This is a genomic window from Paraburkholderia caffeinilytica, from assembly GCF_046030355.1.
GTDB lineage: Bacteria > Pseudomonadota > Gammaproteobacteria > Burkholderiales > Burkholderiaceae > Paraburkholderia > Paraburkholderia caffeinilytica_B.
In genome coordinates this window covers 34529-54632 of the sequence record NZ_JAQQCQ010000031.1, presented here as the reverse complement: position 1 = coordinate 54632, position 20104 = coordinate 34529, and the positions used below count along the sequence as shown (strand labels likewise).

The 20104-nt window shown below is 62.3% G+C and carries 17 protein-coding genes; 7 read left to right on the top strand and 10 right to left on the bottom strand.

What is annotated here, in order from left to right; all coding sequences use genetic code 11:
- Window positions 1-30: 30 nt before the first annotated feature.
- Both hutH and PQQ95_RS32490 read right to left on the bottom strand, forming a co-directional pair.
- On the bottom strand, window positions 31-1554 hold the full coding sequence (gene hutH / locus PQQ95_RS32495) for a histidine ammonia-lyase (RefSeq protein WP_408445367.1): 1524 nt from the start codon (window positions 1552-1554) through the stop codon (window positions 31-33).
- Between the two features lie 430 nt (window positions 1555-1984).
- Window positions 1985-2881 carry a LysR substrate-binding domain-containing protein gene (locus PQQ95_RS32490; RefSeq protein ID WP_408445364.1) on the bottom strand — a complete coding sequence of 299 codons (897 nt, stop codon included), beginning with the start codon at window positions 2879-2881 and terminating at the stop codon, window positions 1985-1987.
- 115 nt (window positions 2882-2996) lie between these two features.
- Here PQQ95_RS32490 and PQQ95_RS32485 point away from each other — a divergent pair, with 115 nt between their 5' ends.
- Together PQQ95_RS32485 and PQQ95_RS32480 are read left to right on the top strand one after the other, a co-directional pair.
- The gene (locus PQQ95_RS32485) at window positions 2997-3893 is read left to right on the top strand and encodes an NAD-dependent epimerase/dehydratase family protein (RefSeq protein ID WP_408445361.1); all 897 of its coding nucleotides are present in this window, start codon (window positions 2997-2999) and stop codon (window positions 3891-3893) included.
- Window positions 3894-4059: 166 nt separating this feature from the next.
- Entirely contained in the window at window positions 4060-4242 is a 183-nt protein-coding gene (locus PQQ95_RS32480) for a hypothetical protein (protein WP_408445358.1), read from the top strand.
- Window positions 4243-4265: 23 nt separating this feature from the next.
- Here the strand turns inward: PQQ95_RS32480 and PQQ95_RS32475 are convergent, their stop codons facing one another.
- Both PQQ95_RS32475 and PQQ95_RS32470 read right to left on the bottom strand, forming a co-directional pair.
- On the bottom strand, window positions 4266-5633 hold the full coding sequence (locus tag PQQ95_RS32475) for an APC family permease (protein WP_408445355.1): 1368 nt from the start codon (window positions 5631-5633) through the stop codon (window positions 4266-4268).
- A gap of 210 nt (window positions 5634-5843) precedes the next feature.
- Window positions 5844-6680, bottom strand: a complete 837-nt coding sequence (locus tag PQQ95_RS32470; RefSeq protein WP_408445352.1) for a carbon-nitrogen hydrolase family protein — start codon at window positions 6678-6680, stop codon at window positions 5844-5846.
- A gap of 372 nt (window positions 6681-7052) precedes the next feature.
- On the opposite strand from PQQ95_RS32470, the gene PQQ95_RS32465 reads away from it, so the two are divergent.
- Complete coding sequence (locus PQQ95_RS32465) at window positions 7053-7898, top strand: helix-turn-helix transcriptional regulator (RefSeq protein WP_408445349.1); 846 nt, start codon at window positions 7053-7055, stop codon at window positions 7896-7898.
- A 35-nt stretch (window positions 7899-7933) separates the two neighbouring features.
- Here the strand turns inward: PQQ95_RS32465 and PQQ95_RS32460 are convergent, their stop codons facing one another.
- The 4 genes from PQQ95_RS32460 to PQQ95_RS32445 form a co-directional block, all read right to left on the bottom strand.
- A complete protein-coding gene (locus PQQ95_RS32460) occupies window positions 7934-8668 on the bottom strand; it encodes a DUF899 domain-containing protein (RefSeq protein ID WP_408445346.1) in 735 nt (244 codons plus the stop codon).
- A 52-nt stretch (window positions 8669-8720) separates the two neighbouring features.
- A complete protein-coding gene (locus PQQ95_RS32455; protein WP_408445343.1) occupies window positions 8721-9149 on the bottom strand; it encodes an SRPBCC family protein in 429 nt (142 codons plus the stop codon).
- Window positions 9056-9481: an ArsR/SmtB family transcription factor gene (locus tag PQQ95_RS32450; protein WP_408445340.1), complete on the bottom strand. Its 426-nt coding sequence runs from the start codon at window positions 9479-9481 to the stop codon at window positions 9056-9058. Before PQQ95_RS32450 ends, PQQ95_RS32455 begins: the two co-directional genes overlap by 94 nt.
- A gap of 240 nt (window positions 9482-9721) precedes the next feature.
- Window positions 9722-11104 (bottom strand): NCS2 family permease, encoded by a 1383-nt coding sequence (locus PQQ95_RS32445; RefSeq protein ID WP_408445337.1) that lies wholly within the window; start codon window positions 11102-11104, stop codon window positions 9722-9724.
- 516 nt (window positions 11105-11620) lie between these two features.
- Between PQQ95_RS32445 and PQQ95_RS32440 the strand changes: the two genes are divergently transcribed.
- On the top strand, window positions 11621-12586 hold the full coding sequence (locus PQQ95_RS32440) for a PRC-barrel domain-containing protein (RefSeq protein ID WP_408445334.1): 966 nt from the start codon (window positions 11621-11623) through the stop codon (window positions 12584-12586).
- Window positions 12583-13839: an MFS transporter gene (locus PQQ95_RS32435; protein ID WP_408445331.1), complete on the top strand. Its 1257-nt coding sequence runs from the start codon at window positions 12583-12585 to the stop codon at window positions 13837-13839. The genes PQQ95_RS32440 and PQQ95_RS32435 overlap by 4 nt, the downstream gene beginning before the upstream one ends.
- Before the next feature lie 933 nt (window positions 13840-14772).
- Here PQQ95_RS32435 and PQQ95_RS32430 read toward each other — a convergent pair.
- Both PQQ95_RS32430 and PQQ95_RS32425 read right to left on the bottom strand, forming a co-directional pair.
- Window positions 14773-16128 carry an MFS transporter gene (locus PQQ95_RS32430; protein WP_408445451.1) on the bottom strand — a complete coding sequence of 452 codons (1356 nt, stop codon included), beginning with the start codon at window positions 16126-16128 and terminating at the stop codon, window positions 14773-14775.
- A 162-nt stretch (window positions 16129-16290) separates the two neighbouring features.
- The gene (locus PQQ95_RS32425) at window positions 16291-17454 is read right to left on the bottom strand and encodes a M20 aminoacylase family protein (protein ID WP_408445448.1); all 1164 of its coding nucleotides are present in this window, start codon (window positions 17452-17454) and stop codon (window positions 16291-16293) included.
- A 127-nt stretch (window positions 17455-17581) separates the two neighbouring features.
- On the opposite strand from PQQ95_RS32425, the gene PQQ95_RS32420 reads away from it, so the two are divergent.
- Both PQQ95_RS32420 and PQQ95_RS32415 read left to right on the top strand, forming a co-directional pair.
- Complete coding sequence (locus PQQ95_RS32420; protein ID WP_408445328.1) at window positions 17582-18532, top strand: LysR family transcriptional regulator; 951 nt, start codon at window positions 17582-17584, stop codon at window positions 18530-18532.
- Window positions 18533-18722: 190 nt separating this feature from the next.
- The gene (locus PQQ95_RS32415) at window positions 18723-20099 is read left to right on the top strand and encodes a hypothetical protein (protein WP_408445325.1); all 1377 of its coding nucleotides are present in this window, start codon (window positions 18723-18725) and stop codon (window positions 20097-20099) included.
- Window positions 20100-20104: the final 5 nt, after the last annotated feature.

The window sequence follows — 20104 nt, the reverse complement described above, 5'->3', positions numbered from 1 at the left end:
ATTGACGTGCCTGAAACGTGGTATTCGAGCTTACTGCTCGGACGCGAACGAGAACGGGCTCAGTTTCGCGATCGTGCCGTCCTGCACGAGACGCGTAACGGCCGCGATATCCGGTGCGAAATAGTGATCGAGCTCGTAATGCGCGACGTCCTTGCGCACTACGTCCATCACTTTCTGCAGGCTCGGGCTGGTCTTGTGCGGCGCGCGCAGATCGACGCCTTGCGCAGCAGCAAGCAATTCGATCGACAGAATGTTCGCGACGTTCTCAGCAATATCGCCGAGCTTGCGCGCGGCGAACGTCGCCATCGAAACGTGATCTTCCTGGTTCGCGGAAGTCGGCAGCGAATCGACCGAGGCCGGATGCGCGAGCGTCTTGTTCTCCGACGCGAGTGCCGCAGCCGTCACGTGAGCGATCATGAAGCCCGAGTTCACCCCACCGTCGCGCACGAGGAACGGCGGCAGGCCCGACAGCGTCGCGTCGATCAGGAGCGCGATGCGGCGTTCGGCCAAAGCACCGATTTCGGCGACGGCGAGTGCCAGGTTGTCCGCAGCGAATGCGACCGGCTCAGCATGGAAATTGCCGCCCGACAGCACTTCGCCCGTGTCCGGGAAAATCAGTGGATTGTCGGACACGGCGTTTGCTTCCACCAGCAGCACCTCGGCCGAATGACGCATCTGGTCCAGGCACGCGCCCATCACTTGCGGCTGGCAACGCAGGCTGTACGGGTCCTGCACCTTGTCGCAATCGGCGTGCGAAACATTGATGCCCGAGCCTTGCAGCAGCGAACGGTAAGCCGCTGCCGCATCCGTCTGGCCTTGATGACCGCGCAATTCGTGAATCCGCGCGTCGAACGGTTTGACCGAACCCGCTGCTGCATCCACCGACAACGCGCCCGCCACCAATGCGGTGCGGTACAGGTCTTCGATGGCGAACATGTTGTAGAGCGCGAGCGCGGTCGAGGCTTGCGTGCCGTTCAGCAGCGCCAGACCTTCCTTTGCTTGCAGCGTGAGCGGCTTCAGGCCGACCAGCGCGAGGCCTTCGGTGGCCGGCATGCGCTCGCCCTTTGCGAACACTTCGCCGACGCCCAGCAGGGTTGCCGACATATGCGCGAGCGGCGCGAGGTCGCCCGATGCGCCGACCGAACCCTTGACCGGAATCACCGGCAGCACGTCGGCGTTGTACAGCGTGATCAGCGCTTCCATCACTTCGCGGCGGATGCCCGAGTGGCCGCGGCCGAGACTCGACAGCTTCAGCGCGATCAACAGACGCACGACCGGGCGCGACATCGGCTCACCCACACCGACCGCATGCGACAGCACCAGATTGCGCTGCAACAACTCGAGCTGATCATGCGGAATGTGCGTGCTGGCGAGGCGCCCAAAGCCCGTGTTGATGCCATACGCCGGCTCGCCTTTCGCGGCGATATCGGCGACGGCTTTGGCGCAGGCGTCGATGGCGGCGTGGCTGGCGGGATCGAGTTGCAGCGCGACGTGTTCGCGAGCGATCTGGCGCAGTTGCGGGAGGGTCAGGTAGCCGGGCTTCAGAATCATCATGGTGTTGTGTCCTGTCTTGTCTATACAATTCAAGAGGAAGTTTAGCGGCGCCGTCTTGTATATACAACTTGTTTTTGCAGCTTCGACCCTAGGGGTTTCCATTAGAGGAGACTGCTTGCAGGACGTGTATATCGCCTCAGCCGGCGTTTTGGGCGCCAGCGCGCGCCGTACCGTATTCGTTCGTCGAGACAACCAACTTGTATATACACGTTAAGAATATTGGCCGGCAAGCGGACAAAAAAAGGCGCCGGGCTGAAGCGGCCCGGTCGGCCGGCACGGCCAATCCGCCGATTCCGCTTCGCGTCTTTGCCCCTTGGCCTCGATGCGCGTCTTCCAGAGTTATAGGAGAGCGCACTGAAGACGCAAAAAAACCCGCAAACTCATACGAGTTGCGGGCTTTCTAAACGTACCGCCACCGGCACGGGATTCGCTAAAGCCTCACCCGCGCCGCCATGAAATCCAGGAAACACTGCACGCGCCCCGCCAGCGATGCGCTCTGGTAATACACCGCGCTCACCGGCTGCCGCTCATCCGCCAGCACGTTGCCGAGAATCGGCACCAGCCGCTCTTCGCGCACGTCGGCCGCGGTCATGAAGTCGGCGAGACAGGCGATGCCCCATCCTGAGAGTGCGAGTTGCCGCAAGGTCTCACCGCTCGATGCCGTGATCGCCGGCTCGATTTTCAGGGTCCCGGACCTGCCCTTTCCGCCCGCCCGCAACGGCCAGCGATTCAGATGCTCCGGCGCCGTGAAGCCGATCAGACGATGCGTGCGTAACGCCTCCACCGAACGCGGCTCGCCGTATTCGGCCAGATACGCCGGACTCGCGAGCACTCTCAGCCGGCTACTGCCCAAGGTGCGCGCATGCAAGGTCGAATCCTGCAACGCGCCGATACGGATCGCGATATCCACCTTCTGTTCGAGCAGATCGACGATCCGCTCGTTGCTCGTCAACTCCAGACGAATCTCCGGATACAGCGCCGAAAACGCTTTCATATGCGGCGCCACGCAATGGAGCATGAACGGCGACGCCGCATCGACACGCAAACGCCCCGAGGGCCGCTCGCGCCCACGCGTCACGGACTCTTCAGCCTCTTCCATGGCATCGAGAATCGCCCGCGCCCGCAACAGGAAAGCCTCGCCTTCTTCGGTCAGTTGCAAACGGCGCGTGGTGCGCCTCACCAGCGCGGTGTCGAGTTTCTTTTCGAGGCGGGTGAGCGCCCGGCTCACGCCGGAGACGGTCTGCTGCAATTTCTCGGCCGCCGCGGTGATCGAACCGCAGTCGATCACCGTCACGAACACCAGTAATTCGTCAGTGGAAGTCTTCATTGTTGATTTCAAATCAAGATTGATTTGAGACTAACACGCTTTTTGCGAGAATCAAGACGGCGGATACTGCCTGCATGTCATCGTGTTTCCGGTGTTTCCACCTTAGGAGAACGTCTTGAAGATTTTCATTACTGGCGCCAGCGGCTTTATCGGCGGTTCGATCGCGGCACACCTCGTGCGCGCCGGCCATCAGGTGCGCGGCTTGATCCGCAAGCCCGAGCACAGCGAGGAATTGCAACGCCTCGGTATCGAACCCGTCATCGGCACGCTCGACGACCGCGAACTATTGATCGCAGAAGCCAAAGCTGCCGACGCGGTCATCAACGCCGCGAGCAGCGACCATGAAGGCGCAGTGAACGCGCTGATCGACGGCCTCGCCGGTTCCGGCAAGCCGTTTCTGCACACGAGCGGATCAAGCATCGTCGGAGATGCGTCGGGCGGCGAAGCGGGCGAGGCGCGCATCTATCACGAAGACGCCCTGCCCACGCCAACCGCGGATAAAGCCGCACGCGTCGCCATCGATCAGCGCGTGCTCGATGCGGCACAGCAGAACATCCGCTCGGCCGTGCTGTGTAACACGCTGATCTACGGCCACGGCGCTGTGCCAGGCAGCGCAAGTGTGCAGTTGCCGCGGCTCGTGCGTCAGGCGCAAAAAAGCGGCGTGGTGCGGCATGTGGGCAGCGGCGGCAACATCTGGTCGAACGTGCATATCGACGACGTCGCCGAACTGTATCGCCTCGCACTGGAGAAAACGCCGGCGGGCATCTTCTACTTCGTCGAAAGCGGCGAAGCGTCGTTTCGTGACATGAGTGCCGCGATCGCCCGCGTGATGAAACTGGGCGAGCCGCAAGACTGGCCGCTCGAAGAAGCGCAAAAAGAATGGGGCTACGAAATGGCTTCGTACGGGCTCGGGTCGAACAGCCGCGTGCGCGGTGAGCGCGCCCGCACACTGCTCGGCTGGCAGCCTGAACGCACCTCGGTGATCGACTGGATCGAGCACGACATGATGTGAGATCCCTCAAGGGGATTTCCTTCGGGGCGCCCCCAGGGGGCTGCCTCCGAAACGTAAGCAGTGTAAGGCCAGCCGTTGCGAATCCGTAAGCTCAACTCGCTAGAATCCGGCTCACGTAATAGCGCGATTCGACGATACGAGTCGCGCGTGAGCCCGGATTTGATCGATGAACTTGGCGCTGAACTTCGACTGGCTGACCAATCTGCTAGCGATTATCTTCGTCGTGGCGTGCCTATACGATTCACGCTACGACGAATACGGCACGCTGACGCTGTCAGCGGCCGCAATGGGCCTCGTGGTGATGGCAATCGAACTGTTCGTCAAGCCCGCTTTCGACATGGCGCTTTGAGTTCGACGCTGCGCCATGCAGCATCAGACCGCGACTTCCGGCGGCGCCTGGCGGAAACAGCGCGTGATCCAGCCGAGATAGCACAACCCCAGCACGAACCACACCGCGCCAAGCACCAGAGCGGTTTTCTCGAGGCTCACCAACAGCCAGATATCCGCAATCGCACCGGCCAGCGGAAACAGCACGCCACCCATCACCCCCATCGCATTCGCACTGCCCTTCGCGCTGAAAAACTGGCGGATCACGCACAGATTGACCGCGGTGAACGCGAGAAACGCGCCGAAGTTGATGAACGAGGTCGAGGTCGCCACATCGAGCTTCAACGCGACGAGACCGATTGCGCCCGCGATCGCGATGTTCAGCGCCGGCGTCTTGAACTTCGGATGCACGAAACCGAAGATGCGCTTAGGCAGGACTTCGTCGCGGCCCATCGCATACAGGAGGCGCCCCACACTCGCCTGCGCCGAGATCCCCGAAGCGAACTGCGCGAGAATCAGGCCGGCCAGAAACACCGTCACGAAGATATCGCCGCCGACTTTGCGCGCGACTTCGAAGGCGGCCGAGTCCGGGTCCTTGAAGACCGCCCCCGGATGCGCGAGTTGCACCGTGTACGCCGCGATCACGAAGATCGCGCCGCCAATCAGCGCGATCAGCACGATTGCGCGCGGCATGGTCTTTTCAGGCGCGATGGTTTCTTCGGTCAACGTCGACACCGCGTCGAAGCCGAGATACGAATAGGCGGCAATCGCCGCACCCGCCATCGTCGCCGAGAACGGCACGTGCGGCTTGAAGAACGGCTCGGCCGAAATCAAACCGCCGGGGCCGGCCGCCGCGGTCACATAGTGGCAGCACAGCACGACGAACAATGCGACGATCGCGAGTTGCACGACCATCAACACGATGTTGAAACGATTCGCGAGTTCGATACCGAGAATATTCAGCGCGCTCGTCAACACAATAAATGCGACGATCCAGATCCAGCTCGGAATGTGCGGAAACGCGGCGCTAAGATACGCGGCGCCGATCAGCCAGATGACCATCGGCAAGAAAAAGTAATCGAGCAACGTGGCCCAGCCGATCATGAAACCTAGATGCGGATTGAAGGTTTTTCGCGTGTACGTATACGCTGAACCCGCTACCGGGAAAAGCCGCGCGAGCTTGCCGTAACTGAGCGCGGTGAACACGATCGCGATCAGGGCAATCAGATACGCGAGCGCGGCGGTATCGTTGCTGGCGCTCGCCAGCACACCATAGGTGCCGTAGACGATCAGCGGCGCCATATAGGCAAGGCCGAACAGCAAGACTGAAGGCAGGCCGAGCGTGCGCTTCAGATGCGCGCCGCGAGGCGCGGCCGGTGCGTCGGTGCGTTCGGTGGGGGATGTCGGGGTCATGCGGTGTCTCCTCTTGCGAATGGGCGAGCGTCGCCGGGGGCGGCGTTGAGCACGCCCCGGTCGAGTCTTGTCGATCAGTCTTGCTGGATGCGCGGATGCCGCGCCGATGATTCTTTGCCTGACGGGGTGCGCGCAGGTATGTCGGTGCGTAGGTGCATAGATGCGTCCATGCGCTTATATGCGCCTGCACGCCATACGCCTGCGCGCCCCTTAACGTGCGCGGATCACACGCGCACGTTGCCCGTGCTCGCCGTCCAGCGTCGCGAGGTCGAGCGTGATGCGCGCGTCATGCAGATAGCGATAGTGTTCGCGCGCGCCTTCGAGACGCGCAGGATCGAGCGTGGTACGCAGGACCGTTTCTTCCTGGCCGGCGTCGCACACCACGTCGCCGAATGGATCGATCAGCGCCGATTCACCGGGGAACGTCAGGTTGTCATCACCCGAACCGATGCGATTCACGAGCGCCGCGAACATCTGATTCTCCATTGCACGCGCCACAATCGCGCGACGATGCACTGGCCCGAACGGCTCCATATTGCCGTTCGTCACGATCAGCAGATCGGCGCCGAGCGAAGCGACCGCACGCGCCGTTTCGGGAAATTCGATGTCGTAGCAGATCAGAATGCCAACGGTCAGGCCTTTGAAGCTGCATACTTCGTAACGGTCGCCCGGTTCGAATACACCGACGTCCGATGCCCACAAATGGGTCTTGCGATAGCGCAGCGCGATCTCGCCACGCTCGTCGACCAGCACCGTGGTGTTGAAAAAACGGCTGCCGTCACGCTCGGCAAGACCCACCGCCACCGCGACGCGCGCTTCGCGCGCCGCTTTGCGTACGGCGGTCAGTGACGGGCCGTCGATCGGTTCGGCCACGTCGCCGATGGTGTCTCGCGTCGGAAAACCCGACAATGTGGTCTCCGGAAACACGATCAGTTCGGTGCCGGCCGCGCGTTGGCCGATGGTTTGCAGCACGCGTTGGACGTTTTTACCCTCGACGCCCGCCGCGCCATCCACGATCGGGATCTGTGCCAATTCGAGTTGAAGCATCTTGTCTCCTGTGTCGACCAGAGTTAGTGCTTCAGCACTTACTCTGGTCCCATGCAAAGCTGTCGATCAGAGTTAGCGCTTTAGCGCTTACTCTGATCCCATGCAAAGCTGTCGACCAGAGTTAGTGCTTTAGCGCTTACTCTGATCCCATGCAAAGCGGTCGACCAGAGTTAGTGCTTTAGCACTTACTCTGGTCCCATGCAAAGCTGTCGACCAGAGTTAGCGCTTCAGCACTTACTCCGGTCCCATGCCGGTCTGCTTCGCGTTAATTAGCGACTGTTGTCAGGCGCCCGCGTTTCAGGTTGGGCCTATTATTACCAGACATATTTTTGTTCGTAATCACCCGGCTGGGTTACCCTCAACGGAGCACGCATGGAACTCGAATGGCGCGACCTGGCCTTTCATCGCGAGATCGGCGCGGTTATCGAAGCGCTCGACGGCGCGCAATTCTGGACGCGCCTCACGCGCGCGCTCGAACGTTACGTCGTATTCGACAACTGGGTCGCTCTGCGTTTCACATCAGGTGCGGCGCCCCTCGTCTGTGCGGAATCCCCCACACCGGACGGCACCGTGGACGCGATGTTCCAGGACTACCTCGCCGCACTTTATCAACTCGACCCGTTTTACATCGCCGCGACCGAGAAGCCTGCATCGGGCTTCGTCACACTGGCGGATGTCGCGCCCGACAACTTCTCGATGACCGACTACTATCAGCGGTACTTCAGGAAGAACATCGTCGGCGATGAAGTGCATTTCAACTACGTGATCGATGCGAGACATACGCTGGCGTTCTCGCTCGGCGCAACACAGCGCTATGGCGAGCGCGATCTGGCCGTGCTCGAACTCTGTGCGCCATGGGTGATCGCACTGCTGCGGCAGCGCTTGCCGTATGAGGCATTCGACACGCTGGCGCCGGCCTCGAGCGGCGCGGCGACACCCGCATCACCGGACACGGACGCCCCGACGGACACACCCACCTATGCCGCGCGTTTCGAGCAGGTGTCCTCGGTAAGCGGCCGCTCGTCACTCACCGCGCGCGAAGTCGAGGTGGCGATGCTGACCTTGAGCGGATTTTCAACACGCGCCATCGCGGAGAAACTGGCGATCTCGTTCGAGACGGTGCGCGCCCACAAGAAGCACATCTACACGAAGCTCAACGTCAACTCGCAGTCGGAGTTGTTCGCGCTGTTTTACGAAGCCGGACGCAAAGGGGCATGACGTCCCACGCTTTCCTGCGAGCACGCGCTTCGCCATCAAGAACCGCACGCGGCGCAACCGCTCGCCTTCTCCTCGTAACGATCGTGATGCCTGAGCCACTCGCCCATGTTCTTCTTCTCATTACGGCCTTTCGGCGTCACATCGAAAAGCGCGTACGCACTGAGGAACTGCTCGCCGCCGCGGCCGTAGGTGGAATAGGTGTGATAGACGTCGCCCGTTTCGTCTTTGTAGAACACGCTGTGGCCAGGTAGCTCGTCAATGCCGACATCCTGCTCGGTGAAGTTGTAGAACGCCTTCTTGCTGGCGATCTCCTCCGGCGTGAACGACACGTGGTAGTCGAAATTAAAGTCGCTCTCATTCGACGACACCCACGGAAACGTCCAACCCATCCGTTTTTTGAAAGCCTCGATCTTCGCGAGCGGCCCGCGTGAGATGGCTACGTACGCTACGTCGTGATGTTCGAGATGCGTCAGGATGCCGTCCATATGATCCGACACGAACGAGCAGCCAAAGCAGCCCTCTTCCCAATCCGGGCCCAGCATGAAGTGATAGACGATTAACTGGCTACGCCCGCCGAACAGATCGGCGAGCGTCTTGCGGCCTTGCGGCGTGTCGAATACATAAGTTTTATCGACCTTCACCCAGGGGAGCGCCCGGCGCTTGCGAGCGAGCTCGTCGCCGGCACGTGTGTACGCTTTCTCTTCGAGCAGAAGCGCCTTACTGGCGGCGAGCCACTCTTCCCGGGTGCCGATACGGTGTTGCGGGTCCATGTGCGTCTCCTTCTCTGCGTCGTACAGGTTGGATAGAGCAAATCAGGCGAATTCACGCGAAGTAACGTTCCAGCGAATCGAGGCCGCCACTCCAGCCGGATTGATGCAGGTCGCGCGTCTCTTCGTCGACAAACTGTTCGTGCGTGAGCGTCAGCAAGGTGCCGTTACCGTCCGGACGCAACAGCACCGTGACCAGCGACTCCTGCTCCGGATTCGAACGCCATGCCCAAGTGAACACCAGTTTGGCGTCGGGCACCACCTCCAGATACTGGCCGCCAGCCTCGATTTCCCGGCCATCTGGCTTGCGATACACAATCGTGAAGCGCCCATCGACGCGTGCATCCAGTTCCGCGCGAGTCACGTCGGAGTCGCCCGGATGCATCCAGTTCATGAGTTGCGCCGCTTCCGTCCAGGCGCGGAAGACTTTGGCGGGCGCGGCGTTGAGCCGGCGCTGGAGGGTGAGACTCGGTTTGGCGGACATGGGGGCTCCTCTTCGACGAAAGCAGCAAGACGATCGAGTGATTCGGACCAGAAGCGCTGATAGCGGGTGAGCCACGCCATGGCTTCCTCCATCGGTCCGGCGGACAGGCGGCACGCCACCGTGCGGCCGGTTTTGCTGCGCGTGATGAGACCGGCCTCGGACAACACGTCGAGATGCTTCATCACCGCGGGCAACGACATCGCAAACGGCTCGGCGAGTTCACTGACCGACAGATCGTTCAGCTCGGACAGACGCGCGAGCAACGCACGCCGCGTCGGATCGGACAGCGCGGCAAAGGTGCGGTCGAGTAGCATGTCATTAAACTTAACCATGAGGTTAAGTTTAGAAGCGCACATGAAAATGTCAAGGACAGGTATGCACTTTTCTCAAAGCGCGCAGAAAGATGCGAAGGGGACACCACAAAAAAAGATACGCGGCGCATCGCAGATCAAGCCCTGCAACACGCCGCGTCAAGGTGGAGAACAACCGACTACACGTTCGAGCGAAGCGGCAAGAAAAGACCGCCCCACTCTCGCGTTACAGCAAATCGCGCAAAACGCAATGCGGCAGAATCAGATCGCCCAACCGCCGAGATAGAAACCCACCAGCACGACAGCGATAACGACCGTGCCCACGTTCAGCTTGCGATACTCGCCGCTCACCACGCGGCCGATCACCAGCGTCGCGAAACCGAGCATGATGCCCGTCACGATGTTGGCGGTCAGCACGATGAACACGGCGCACATCAGGCCCGACATCGCATCGACCATGTCGTCCATGTGCAGTTTGCTGACGTTCGAGAGCATCAGCAGACCGACATACATGAGCGCCGGGGCCGTTGCATACGAAGGCACGAGGCTGGCCAGCGGCGAGAAGAACATCACCACGAGGAACAACAAACCGACCACTGCTGCCGCCATGCCCGTCTTCGCGCCGGCTGCCACGCCGACCGTCGATTCGATGTAGGCCGCCGCCGGTGCACCACCGAGCAGGCCCGAGAAAATCGAGCTCAGCGAATCCGCCGTCAAAGCACGTCCGCCGTTGATGATGCGGCCGTTTTCGTCGAGTTGACCAGCTTGTCCGGCCACGGCGCGAATCGTGCCGGTGGCGTCGAACACGGCCGTCATCACGAGGGCCAGCACGCTAGGCAGGACCGCCATCGAGAGCGCGCCCTTGATGTCCATCGCGCCGATCAGCGAAGTGTGACCCGGTGCGCTCAGCGACGGCACGGCGAACACACCGTGGAACGCCACCGCCGGATCGATCATGAGCGCAATCGCCGAGATCGCGATGATCACGATCAGGATCGAACCCGGCACGCGACGGCGCACCAGCCCGAAGATCGCTGCCAGACCCGCCACCGACATGATCGCCGGCAACGCCGTGATGTTGCCGAGTGCGACCGGCAAACCCGCGCCCGGGTTCTTGACCACGAGACCCACGTCGTTCGCGGCGATCAGCAGCAGAAACAGGCCGATGCCGATGCCCGTGCCGTGCGCGATACCCGTCGGCAGATTGCGCAGAATCCACGAACGCACGCCCGTCACCGAGATCCCGGTGAAGACGACCCCCATCAGAAACACCGCGCCGAGCGCGACGTTCGGATGCAGACCTTTACCGAGCACGAGACCGAACGCGGTGAACGCGGTCAGCGAGATCGCGCAGCCGATCGCGATCGGCAGACGTGCCCACACGCCCATCAGCAGCGAGCCGAACGCGGTGGTCAGACACACGGCAACGAACACCGCGCTGGTATCGAAGCCCGCACGGCCGAACATGCCCGGCACGACGAACACGGAATAGACCATCGCGAGGAAGGTCGTAATGCCCGCGACAATTTCCGTACGCTGCGAACTGCCGCGTGAAGAGATTTCGAAGTAGCGGTCGAGAAAGCCCTTTCCGTCGAATGATTCGGCGCCGACTTCAGAAATCGGTTGGGCGTGGGGTTCCATCATGATGAGTGCCTCCTTTATCAGCGTGCTGAAACGGCCCTCTTCCGGCCGCCATCAGGTTCGTCTCGTTGCGTTGATTTAATGTGGTGTGGCAAGGTTTGAACGTCGGCTTGCGATGCATTCGGACAACCCGCCTTCCGTCCTTCTTTTGCTGTCCCGAAATGTAGGGCAACACAAATATATCTCCCATCGCATGAATGGCATGCTCGGCATGTCGCGACGCTTATATCGTTTAAGGGACGGCAAACCATGGGGACGCTCCGCGCGTTTACACCTACGGTTTGTCATCGAGTTGTGAAAGGGTTTTGAGGGGTTCGGCGCGCGAAAACGGGCCTGCGTCATGGCCGGAAGCGCGCAACGCGGCATGAATCGTGCGCCGGGGACACCTGTCAGAAAGCCTGCAAAACCGGGCCGCCCCGGCGCCGCGGGTTACACTCTGGCCCTTACCTGACGCAACTGAGTGTCTTAACGGCGGCGGCCCACAGCGCCCGTCCGCACTGGCCCATGGAGTCCTTCTTGATGAGCGGCGGTTTTTCGCGTCCTGCCTGGCGTCTTCTGATTCTTGCTGTGTTCGCGCTGTTTGCGCTATCCGGTTGCAGCCTGCTGTGGGGCCCGCAACAGGCGCCGATTGTCGATGCCACGGTGATGCCCGTCGAACCCGCGAGCGCGCCCGTCGCCGCCTCCGCGCCGGAACCGGCCGAGACCGAAGCGGCCGAGCCCGAACAGCCGAAGAAGCCCAGGAAGCCGGTCGTCAAGCCACGCAAGGTCGAACCTCCGCCGCCGGTCGCCGCGCCCGCGCCGCCCCCGCCTCCGCCTGCGCCGCTGATCGTGCTGCGCACGATCGAGCGCAGCGAGGCGCGTGCGTTGCTCGATAGCGAAGTGCAGAAGCCCGACGGCAAGGTGGTGGGCCGCGCGGTCGATCTGATCGCCGATGCGAGCGGCAAGCCGCGCGAAATGGTGGTCAATCTGCAGGGTTTCCTCGGCGTCGGCGATCGCAAGGTCAATTTCCCGTGGAACGCGTTCCGCTTCACGCCGACCGCGAAGTCCGCGCCGATCACGCTCAACGCGACGGCCGCGCCGACGCCCGCCGCGAAGTCCACCAGCGTGCAATTGCCGCTGATCGACACCGACGTCGAGCGTTCCAACGGCGCCAAGGTCGGCCGCGTGATCGATGTGCTGATCGACGCCAACGCGCAGCCGCAGGCGGTCGTGCTCGACGTCAACGGCATGGTCAGCACCGAGCGGCGCTCGATTGCCGCCAACTGGTCGGCGCTGCGTTTCGTCATCAAAGACAAGGAACTGCATCCGCTGCTCGATTTGAGCGATGCGCAGATCAACGCGACGCCGCCCTACGCCAGCGACAAACCGATCCGCGCCGTGTCGCCGGCGCCGCCGCCCGCTCCTGCTCCCGCACCTGCCGCTCCCGCAGCCTCTGCCGCGCCGGCTACTGTCACCGCGGGTTCCAACGCACGGGCGGCCCGATGACAGGCCGCACTTTGGTCACCGCGCGCAGTCTGCGCGCACTCGACTGGCTGAATTTTTTCGTCGCCAACGTGCAGACGGGTTTCGGGCCGTTCATTGCGTCGTACCTTGCGTCGCATAAGTGGACCCAGGGCGAGATCGGCATGGCGCTGTCCGTCGGCACGATTAGCGCGATGGTGAGCCAGGTGCCGGGCGGCGCTGCCGTCGACGCATTGCGCAACAAGAAAGGCGCGGCCGCATGGGCGATCTTCGCGATCATTTTCAGTGCGGTGCTGCTGGCCGCAAGTCCGACGGTATTGCCGGTGATTGCCGCCGAGGTGTTCCACGGCTTTGCCAGTTGCATGCTGACGCCGGCATTGGCCGCGATTTCGTTCGCTCTGGTGGGACGCGCGAATCTGGGCGACCGGTTGGGACGCAATGCGCGCTGGGCGTCGATCGGCAGCGCCGTCGCGGCCGGATTGATGGGCGTATTCGGCGAATACTATTCGCCCCGCGCGGTGTTCTGGCTGACCGCGGCGCTGGCCATCCCCGCGCTGTTTGCGCTGACGATGATTCAGCGTACCGATACGATCGAGCTCCCGAAAGCCGGGCCGACTCCGGAGCAGATCGAACGGCGCGAGAGCTTGCGCGAGTTGTTGCGTGACAAACGGATGCTGCTGTTTGCGGCTTGTATCGTGCTGTTCCACTTGTCGAATGCGGCGATGCTGAATCTCGCCGCTGGCGAAGTGACGGCCGGCATGGGCGACAACGTACAGCTCGTGATTGCCGCGTGCATCATCGTGCCGCAGGCGATTGTGGCGATGATGTCGCCATGGGTTGGGCGTTCTGCCGAGCGATGGGGACGCAGGCCGATTTTGCTGCTGGGTTTTTCGGCGCTGCCGATACGGGCGTTGTTGTTCGCGGGAATCAGCAGCCCTTATTTGCTGGTGCCGGTGCAGATGCTGGACGGCCTGAGCGCTGCGGTGTTCGGTGTGATGCTGCCGTTGATTGCCGCCGATGTCGCCGGCGGGAAGGGGCGGTATAACCTTTGCATCGGGTTGTTTGGGTTGGCTGCCGGGATTGGGGCGACGTTGAGCACGACGGCTGCTGGGTTTGTGGCGGATCATTTTGGCAATGCGGTGAGCTTTTTTGGGCTTGCCGCTGCGGGCGCGCTTGCGGTTTTGCTGGTGTGGGCCGCGATGCCCGAGACGCGGGATGCAGGGGCTGGGGGGAAGGCTGCGCCTGTGGGGGATGGGGGGAAGTCGGTTGTTAGATGAGGGTTAGGTTTTTTTTGCCTTTGGCGTCTGTTTGGTTGTTTGCCTTGGGGTGTTGGCCTTTCCTTGATTTGTTAGTGGTCTATTAGCGTTGCCCCTGTGCGGGGCGGCACTTACTTCTCTTTGCCGCCGCAAAGAGAAGTAAGCAAGAGAAAGCGGCTCACACCGCTAGCGCATAAGCGGGGCCCCCGCGCAGCCACGGTAGTGGTGCATCTGGAATCCGTGCTCCCGCACATTCGGCGGTAGTGACCAGGCTGTCATCAGCTCCCACTCCGCACTGCGTGCGTCGCGGACGGGTCTGCCAAGGAAACCAGAGACTTCGGTTCAGTCTGTGAGAGCCATCGGCTTCGCCTCGGCGACACGCCCCTCCACTCACCCAGAAACCCCAATTCAAATGGTAGGCCGGTGTACTCCAATCAACGCCTCAGACTAGAACCCCAGCCACGATTATGGTCTCGGTTCGGTCTCGGTCTCGGTCTCGGTCTCGGTCTCGGTCTCGGTCACAGTCTCGGTCACAGTCACCGTTGCGGTTCCAATCACAATCACGGTGGCGGTGGGCGATGCAATGACGAGCCACGGTTCTATGGCGAGGTGCGAGCGTCGAAACGTAGCGGGTGGTTTTACGAAACCACGGCGGTCGGTTTTATGAAGTGCTCTTCGGCGCGCGCAGCAACGCCGGAAGTATGACTCCTTTGTCACTACCGCCGAATGTGCGAGAGCACGGATTCCAGATGCACCACTACCGTAACTGCGCGGGGGACCCGCTTATGCGCTAGCGGTGTGAGCCGCTTTCTCTTGCTTACTTCTCTTTGCGGCGGCAAAGAGAAGTAAGTGCCCGCCCCGCACAGGGGCAACGCTAATAGACCACTAACAAATCAAGGAAAGGCCAACACCCCAAGCAAACAACCAAACAAACGCCAAAGGCAAAACCCACCTTCAATCAATCCTCACCCCAGCAGTCTCCCGCATAAACGGCAACGGCAACAACGACACCACCCCGCACCCGATCAAATACCACGCAGGCGCCAGATTACTCCCCGAAACCTGAATCAACCAGGTAGCAAAAAACTGCGCAAACCCACCAAAAATAGAAACACCCAAACAATAAACAATCGACATCCCGGTAGCCCGAATCTCGCGTGGAAACATCTCGGGCAACATGACGATATTAGGCACCGCGGTAAACGCGACAAAAACCGCCAGCACAGCAACAACCGACAACAACACCGGCACCGTCGGCGACACATTGATAATCATGAACGCCGGATACACGGCAACAATCAGCAACACCCGCGAGATCCACAAAACACGTTTACGTCCCACACGATCGGACAACGCTCCCGCAAACGGCGAACAAATCACTGTCACCACCGCGGCGGTCCACGCAGCCCACAATGCCGACGACATCGGCAAATGCAAAATCCGGATCGCGTAGGTAGATAGATAAAACAGCACGATGTAGTTCGCCGCCGTGCCGCCAATGCTCGTCAACACACCCATCGTAATCACGCGCGAATGCTCGCGAAACAGCTTGCGAACCGGCTGTGCCTCAGGCGCCTGCGCCGCCGGCGCCGTATCGTCTTCCACGCCCGGCAAGGTTTCGTTCAGATGCCGCCGGATGTAAATACCAATTGGTCCCATCGCCATGCCAATCACAAACGGCACACGCCAGCCCCAGCTCTCCAGTGCGGCGGTGGACAGCGCCGCCGCCAATGCAACACCCAGCAGCGAGCCACATACGGTATTCAGTCCCTGACTCACGAACTGCCAGCTGCCGTAGAATCCACGCGTCTTGTCGCTTCCATATTCGAGCAGCAACGACGTCGACGCACCGATCTCGCCGCCCAGCGCAAAGCCCTGAATCAATCGTGCAAGGATCACCAGCAACGGCGCGGCGAGGCCGATCGCCGCGTACGTCGGCGCGAACGCGATGATCGCCGAGCCGAGCGTCATCAACCACAGCGTCAGACTCATCGCCGCCTTGCGGCCGGCGCGGTCGGCATAGGCGCCGAGCACAACGCCGCCCACCGGACGCATGATGAATCCCACGCCGAACGTGCCGACCGCCAGCATCAGTTGCGCAAGCTGCCCTTCCACCGGGAAATACAGTTTGCCGATGATCGTCGCGAAGAAACTGTAGATCGTGAAATCGAAAAACTCGAGGCCGTTGCCGAGCGTGATCGCAGCAATCGCCTTGGCGTGGCTCGTGCGTTTGGCCGGCGGCGTAGCCGACGCGCCGGCGAGATTCAACGCGTCTGTGCCTGCGGGCTGGGGTGTAGCGGAATAGTCCATCTGTGTCTCCATGGTGTCGCTCCTGCTGATGCGTGGCTCTGCGTCCTTGTGCATCTGAAAGCAATGGACGGTCTGACTGCTCCCAACCGTCCTGATGGCCCCGCCGGTCTGCGTGACCCGCGGAGCCTTGCACGGCCTCGGTTCAATGCGATGCCATCTGCCTTAGACGAGGAACGTCTGCGCGAGCCGCACCCAGTAGGCCGCGCCGGTAGCGAGGCAGTCGTCGTTGAAGTCGTAGCCCGGGTTGTGGACCATGCAGCCGCCCTCGCCGTCGCCATTGCCGATGATCAGGTAGCTGCCCGGGCAACGCTCCAGCAGGAACGCGAAGTCTTCACTGCCGGTCAGCGGTTGCATGCCGGTGATCAAGCCGTCTTCGCCGAGCCAGTCGAGCGCGACCTGCTGTGCGAGAGCGGTCATCTGCGCGTCGTTGACGAGTACCGGATAGCGCCGCTGATAGTCCACATGCGCACGCGCGCCGAATACCGCCGCCTGCCCGCAGGCGACCGCCGTGATGCGCTCCTGTAAAAGGTCGCGAACCTCGGGCCTCAGCGCGCGCACGGACAGGCGCATCTCCGCGGTTTCGGGAATCACGTTCGGCGCTTCGCCGGCGTGGATCGCGCCGACGGTAATGATCGCCATGTCGAGCGGCGCAATGTTGCGCGACACGATCGACTGCAAGGCCAGCACGATCTGCGCGCACACCACGACGGGATCGACCGCCTTGTGCGGCACGGCGCCATGACCGCCGCGCCCGGTCACGGTGATGATCACCGTATCGGACGAAGCCATGAACGAGCCCGGCAGGAAGCCGAATTTGCCCGTCGGAAAGCCCGGCATGTTGTGCATCGCGAAGACCGCGTCGCACGGAAACTTGTCGAACAGGCCGTCTTCGAGCATTTTCTTCGCGCCGGCCTGACCTTCTTCAGCGGGCTGGAAAATCAGGTTCAACGTGCCGTCGAACGATTTCTCCTGTGCCAGATGCTTGGCGGCCGCCAGCAGCATCGCCGTGTGGCCGTCGTGGCCACATGCGTGCATCTTGCCGGGCACCTTGCTCGCGTATGGCAGGCCGGTGGTCTCGTGGATCGGCAGTGCGTCCATGTCGGCCCGCAGGCCGAGTTTGCGGGTGCCGCTGCCTACTTTCAGTTGCCCTACAACCCCGGTCTGACCTAGTCCGCGATGCACGGTGTAGCCCCATTCCTGCAAGCGCTCGGCGACCAGATCGCCGGTGGCGAACTCTTCGTAAGCCAGTTCAGGCTGCGCATGGATGCGATGGCGCAGCGCGATCATTTCGTCTTCGAGTTCGGCGATGCCCGCCGGGATGGCCATGGTGTTCACGATGTCGTCTCCGTCTATGAAAGCGTGAGCCCAGCATAACGACGCCGATTTTCCAGCGGCAGGCGTAGAATCGTTGTGGCGGCAACCTGTGGTTGTCACCCATCTACGGGTTTTCCAGATGAAACTGCATCAGCTCAGCACCTTAGCGGCCATTGCGGATACCGGCAGTATCCGGGCCGCAGCCCGTTCGCTCGACCTCTCCCCGGCCGCCGTGACCAAGGCCATGCGCGAACTGGAGGCCGACCTCCACGCGCCGCTGCTGGTGCGCGGCGCGAGCGGCGTCGCATTCACGGAGTTCGGCCGCGCGCTGGTCGTGCATGCGCGGCTGGTGCTCGGCCAGTTGCAGCGCGCGGAAGCGGAGATCGAGGCGATGCGCGGCGCGGCGGCCGGCAAACTGTCGATCGGCGTCACGCCGTGGATAGCGTTGACGTTTCTGCCGCCCGCCGTACAGCGGTTCCGGCAGCGCATGCCGGAAGTCCAGCTGGAGTTTTTTGAGGGGCTGCTGGGCGTCGTGCAACCGCGTCTGCGCGACGGCAGCCTCGACTTCTCGATCGGCCGTCCGCCGCCCGCCTCGCCGCAATCGGAGTTTCACAACGTGCCGCTGTTTTCAACGCATTCGGCGGTGTGCGCGCGGCGCGATCATCCGAAGGCGGGTTGCCGCACGCTGCTCGAACTGGAGGACGCCGAATGGGTGCTGAACTGGGACCCGGCAAGCCGCGAGTCGATCTCGGACAATCTGTTCCGCAAGCGCGGCATGAAGGTGCCCCACACGATCCATCTCGCGCATTCGCTCTCGGTCGTGCTTGGCCTGCTCGCACAAACGGACATGGTCAGCATCTTTCCGTGGCCGCTCGTCGAGGTACTCATCGCGAAGGAGAATCTGTGGGCGCTGCCGCTGGGCGAAACCGTGGATGAAACCATCGTCAGCATCACGTCGCGGCGCGGCGCACCGACCAGTCCGGCCGCCGCGTGTTTTCTCGAGTGTTTGCGTGAAGTGATCGACGAAGGCGCGCGCTCGCAAGACCCCGACATGCGCCGTCTGTTTCATTCGATCGAACTGCTGCTATAGGAACGTGACCGGTGACATAACCGAGTCGCCTCGTTGAGCGACATCATCGGCTCACGTCGCTTCGCCGCGTTCAAGCAGGCGAGGTACAGCCGTCCGGATAGGCACCTGGCGCTGTAAGCTGAATCGCATGCACGCCCGCTATGCTTCGAGTGCGCAGCGGCGCGTCGCCCTGCAGCTATCCCGATCGACCGTGACCCAGAATCCCCATAACGAAGCCGACCGCAAGGCACAGCCTCTGAGCACGTCAGTGGAGTGCGCCAACGACAGCGCGCCGCTCGATCCGTCCCGCCATCGCGCCCTCGCTGAAGCGCGACGCGCCGACGGCGACGAACTGGGCGCCGTCGCGCATCTGATCGCCGCCCACACGTTGGACGTCTACGCTGCAGCGGCACCCAACGCCAGCGCCGCGAATCTCTGCGACGTCGCGACCGGATACTTCATGAAAGGCGATCAGGGGATCGCGGAATACTGGTATCGCCTCGTCCTGACGCTCGATCCCCATGTCGCGGTGGCCTGCCAGAATCTGGCCGCCATACTCGCAAGCGGCGGATACGTAAGCGAAGCCGCTGCCTATCGGGAACGTGCTTACCGGATCCAGCGTGTCTTTATCGAGGGGAGCGGCACGGAGCAGCGCCGCGCGCTGGTCCTCTGCGCGGCGCACACTGCCGGCAACGTGCCGTTCGATGTCCTGCTGCCCGGCACGACCTGCTGCCGCATCAAGTATGCGATCGACTACGCCGCCGACGAAGAAGACCAGCAACTGCCCGCCTATGACCTCGTGTTCAACGCGATTGGCGATGCGGATATCGCCGCGCCGCTAGCCGGGCGGCTAGCACGCTTCGTCTCGCGCTGTGTGCGGCCCGTGCTCAATCCGCCCGATGCTATCGCGCGAACCCAACGGCACCACACCGCCAGCCTGTTCGACGGGTTGCCGGACGTGCAGGTGGCGCCGTGCATACGCAGCGAAACCGCGCCGGTTTCACCCGCTGCGCTTGGCGCCCTGCTCGCGGCGGGTGGCATCGACTTTCCGGTCCTGGCGCGTCCCGCCGCCACGCACGGGGGCGACGGGCTGACGCTATGCGAGAGTCTCGCCGCGCTTGAGCCGTGGCGCGCGGCACAAACCGAAGTGTGCTATCTCACGGCGTTTCGCGACTATCGCAGCGCCGACGGCTTCTACCGCAAATACCGGATCATTTTTGTCGACCGGGAGCCGTTTCCCTACCATCTGGCGATTTCGCCGCATTGGATGGTGCACTACTACTCCGCCGACATGGAACCGCACCCATGGAAGCTGGAGGAAGAGCGGCGCTTCCTCGACGATCCGCACGCCGTATTCGGCGAGCGTGTCATGCGTGCGATCGCGGCAATCGGCACACGGCTCGATCTCGACTACGGAGGAATCGACTTCACCGTGCTACCTGATGGACAGGTGCTTGTCTTCGAAGCAAACGCGACCATGCTGGCGCATTTCGAGCGCGAAACCGGCGCCCTCGCCCACAAGAATACATACGTGCAACGTATCGTCGATGCGTTCGAACGGACGATGTCGCGCCACCTCACGACCTGAAGATT